The organism is Lentilactobacillus parafarraginis DSM 18390 = JCM 14109 (genome assembly GCF_001435895.1).
Lineage (GTDB): Bacteria > Bacillota > Bacilli > Lactobacillales > Lactobacillaceae > Lentilactobacillus > Lentilactobacillus parafarraginis.
In genome coordinates this window covers 1-2,930 of record NZ_AZFZ01000128.1, presented here as the reverse complement: position 1 = coordinate 2,930, position 2,930 = coordinate 1, and the positions used below count along the sequence as shown (strand labels likewise).

General features: G+C 44.9%; 3 protein-coding genes and 1 pseudogene. All 4 read right to left on the bottom strand.

The genetic code is table 11. The features are described from left to right. Positions 1-382: 382 nt before the first annotated feature. Positions 383-856, bottom strand: coding sequence for a hypothetical protein (locus FD47_RS16220; protein ID WP_162230605.1), 474 nt, complete (start codon positions 854-856; stop codon positions 383-385). A 263-nt stretch (positions 857-1,119) separates the two neighbouring features. After that, positions 1,120-2,108, bottom strand: a pseudogene (locus tag FD47_RS14100) (ArdC-like ssDNA-binding domain-containing protein); the annotation flags it as partial. A 3-nt stretch (positions 2,109-2,111) separates the two neighbouring features. Continuing rightward, positions 2,112-2,327 (bottom strand): hypothetical protein, encoded by a 216-nt coding sequence (locus FD47_RS14095; RefSeq protein ID WP_027823051.1) that lies wholly within the window; start codon positions 2,325-2,327, stop codon positions 2,112-2,114. 122 nt (positions 2,328-2,449) lie between these two features. After that, positions 2,450-2,930, bottom strand: a 481-nt coding sequence (locus tag FD47_RS14090; RefSeq protein WP_191982199.1) for a topoisomerase C-terminal repeat-containing protein, incomplete at its 5' end; no start/stop codon positions are given.

Genomic DNA, 2,930 nt, shown 5'->3' with positions numbered 1-2,930 from the left:
CAATGCTGCAAGAAGTTGTCGATACCGTGACGATTCTCTATGCTCTGCGAGCGCGCAATGGCTTGCATCGGCAGGCACTTGTGGATCCTGTCCGGGCAACTGCTGAACGTGAACAGATTCAGCAGATCAACTAGTAGAAAACCCAAAGACCCGCATCAATTCGACGTAGCTGTCGAACTGATGCGGGTCTTTTGTGAGACTTAAAAGTTGTTTGAATGATATGATAACGTAGCGAAACGCTGATGATGGTGGGAGAAGAGGCCATTATCAGCGATTTTCGAAAGTAGCAAAGGTCTAATGCTGCGGTTGACTGTTTTTGTTTGCATCTTGCCCTGTGGGATTGGAAGAAGATGGCGCAGAGGAACTTGGTTTTGAACTACTGCTACCACTCGCCGTTTGGTCCCCAAGTCCACTGAAAGGAACCGTCGCTCATTGTGACAGACCTGATCGTCATGTCATCAACGGCTTTGCCTTGGATTTTGATGGATGCAACTGCATCGTCATAGGTTTTATACAAACCGCCGCTCAAAACGGCCATCATGGGCTCTGCTTTGTTGGCTGATGCTGATATTGACGAGGAAGCACTTGCACCAGCATTATTGTCGGTGCTTAAACTTGTCCCACTCGGTGAAGTAGTCGGTTGACTCGGAGCTTTCTGGCTCGGTTGACTTGTTTGATCAGAAGCTTGACCTGCAGTTGTCGCGTGATTCCCAGACACGCCGCTAGCTGGTTCACCAGTGTCTTGCTGATTTTGCCGACCAGTAGTTGCGGTTTGCTTGGTTGAAGATGTGTCTGTCGATTCCATTGCCACGGTCGTATCATTGTTAGCTTGTGATTTCTTCGCTACTTGGACCAAGGCAACACGTTTTTGGCAAAGTCCTGATTTTCGACATTTTCAATGGCGTTGATGGCTAGGTCAATGTTACTGCTGCTCAGATCGGCCTTTGGGTGCTGTAAATTCTGGTCGTTATAAAGTTTTTTGATCTGCGCAATCGCTAAAGATTTCTTGTAAAGTTGTGTGACAGCTTGCTGATAGTCAGCTGCAAATGCCGGTTTGATTGCGACAATGGCCTTATAGGCTGCACTGGCTCGGGTACCTTCCGATTCGATCTGCGCCAGATTACTACTCTGGGCGTTAGTTGCCTGTTGAATTTGTTGTTGCAAGCCTTGATAGGACTTATTAAGATCCTGAGCTGATAGCTTTTTTAAATCATGCTCAGGCTCTTTTTGGGCTTCTTGTAAGCCTAATTGTTTGGTTAAACCATCGCTAAGCTCAATCACTTTGTTGCTTACTTGCTGGATCTCACTTAAAGCACTATGGATCACGGCTTTATCTTTAGCCCAGGTGGCCACGTAACCGAGTGAGTAGTTGCTGGTATCAACGCCAATATTTTGCATGGCAACATACGCAACCGCTTCGGCTTGGGTTTCCTGATATGCTCGTGGCCGATCTTTAAAGGCGGATTTTAATCCGTGTAGCTGGCTATGCGCATATTCGTGATATAACGTCTTTAGTTTCAAAGCATTGTCGGGCTCATCGCCACCAATGACGATTTCATTAGTGCTGGGTTGAAAATACCCCTTAGCCCCATTTAGCGTCGCTAAAGGCACTTCACTGACTTTAAGGTCGGTTTGCTGGTTGAGATAGTCCTTGAATGCATTATACAAGCTCGTCACATTCTGATGATCGGCCAAATTTTCTTTGACAAAGTCTTTAGCGCTTAGGACAGGGTCACCACTAGTTTGTGCCACGTCGAAGATGGGCAGGTAACGATAACCAACAATGGCCCGTTCGTCGGTAGTATCAAGTCGCTTTTGTTCAGCAGGTGTTAATTTCTTAATAATCGGTGCCGCAATTCGAATGGACTTAGCGCCCTTATTAACGGTGCGGTTAAAATCTGTTTGCCATTGCTTAAATCCCGCGACCTGGGTCGCTTGCGGATTTAAGCATAAATCAAATCAATGTTTCTGGCGCTATAATGATGGAATTTAGCCAAGGTATTGAGGTACTTTTTAAATTGGCCACTATCAGTTAATTTTAGGATTTGTTGTTCAGCCTGGGCAACCAATTGTGCTTTCCAGGCTTTAACGTCTGCTTTACTCGGCATTGTCTACCCCTCCTCATCTTCAAAAATATCATTCAATGTCGGCAATGATCTTATTTGAATCGAGGTCGTGCCATAAAGGGCAACGTAACCGTCAGATAATTTTTGCCAAGCTACTTGATAATAAGCGCCGTTACCAGTGATTTCCTTTAAATACTTGTAGGGTTCTTTAGCCTGCAGAACCGGTAATTCACTCCCAATGACTGCTAATTCGTTATCCATATTTATGATCTCCTTTGTTTTGCTAATCTTACCCGTTATTTAGGTTTACTTTTGGGGTTGTAAAAGTGAACCTAAATGACGGGTTCACCAACCGGAACAACGTGAAGGGCGGTAGACAGGATCTAATCAAAATCAAAACTTAATTTATGGCCGTCAAGCTTTAACTTGGCGTCAAACGGCTTTCCCTTTTTGCTCTTGAATCCCTTTAGTTTGCTGGTTTCACCCTTGGTGACTAAGGCTTTGATCGCAGTTTTACCAAGGGTTTTGCTGCTCCATTTCTTGGGTAAGGTAAAGTCTTCGCCTTGCTTAGGCTTCACAATGTAAAACTTCTGTTTATTTAAAACGGTCGCTTGCGGCGTTTCTAAGAATACTTCGGCGGCTTTTTGCGTTTGCTGTTGGTGATCGATTTGTTGCTTAATGGCTGAACTGCCAGTCAATTGCTCGGGGACATCAGCAATCAATTTTGCCACGAACTTTTTGATTTGGCTCAAAAAGTTATCCGGGGTGCGTTCTTCGGTACTGATTTGTTGTAACGCTTGCTCCCATTTTGCTGTCATCTCTGGGCTAGTTAACAAGGGTTCGAGTTCAACCGCTTTACATAAA

Coding starts and splice junctions, on each gene's coding strand:
- FD47_RS14095 (WP_027823051.1), bottom strand. CDS start 2,327: ATGGATAACGAATTAGCAGTCATTGGGAGTGAATTACCGGTTCTGCAG.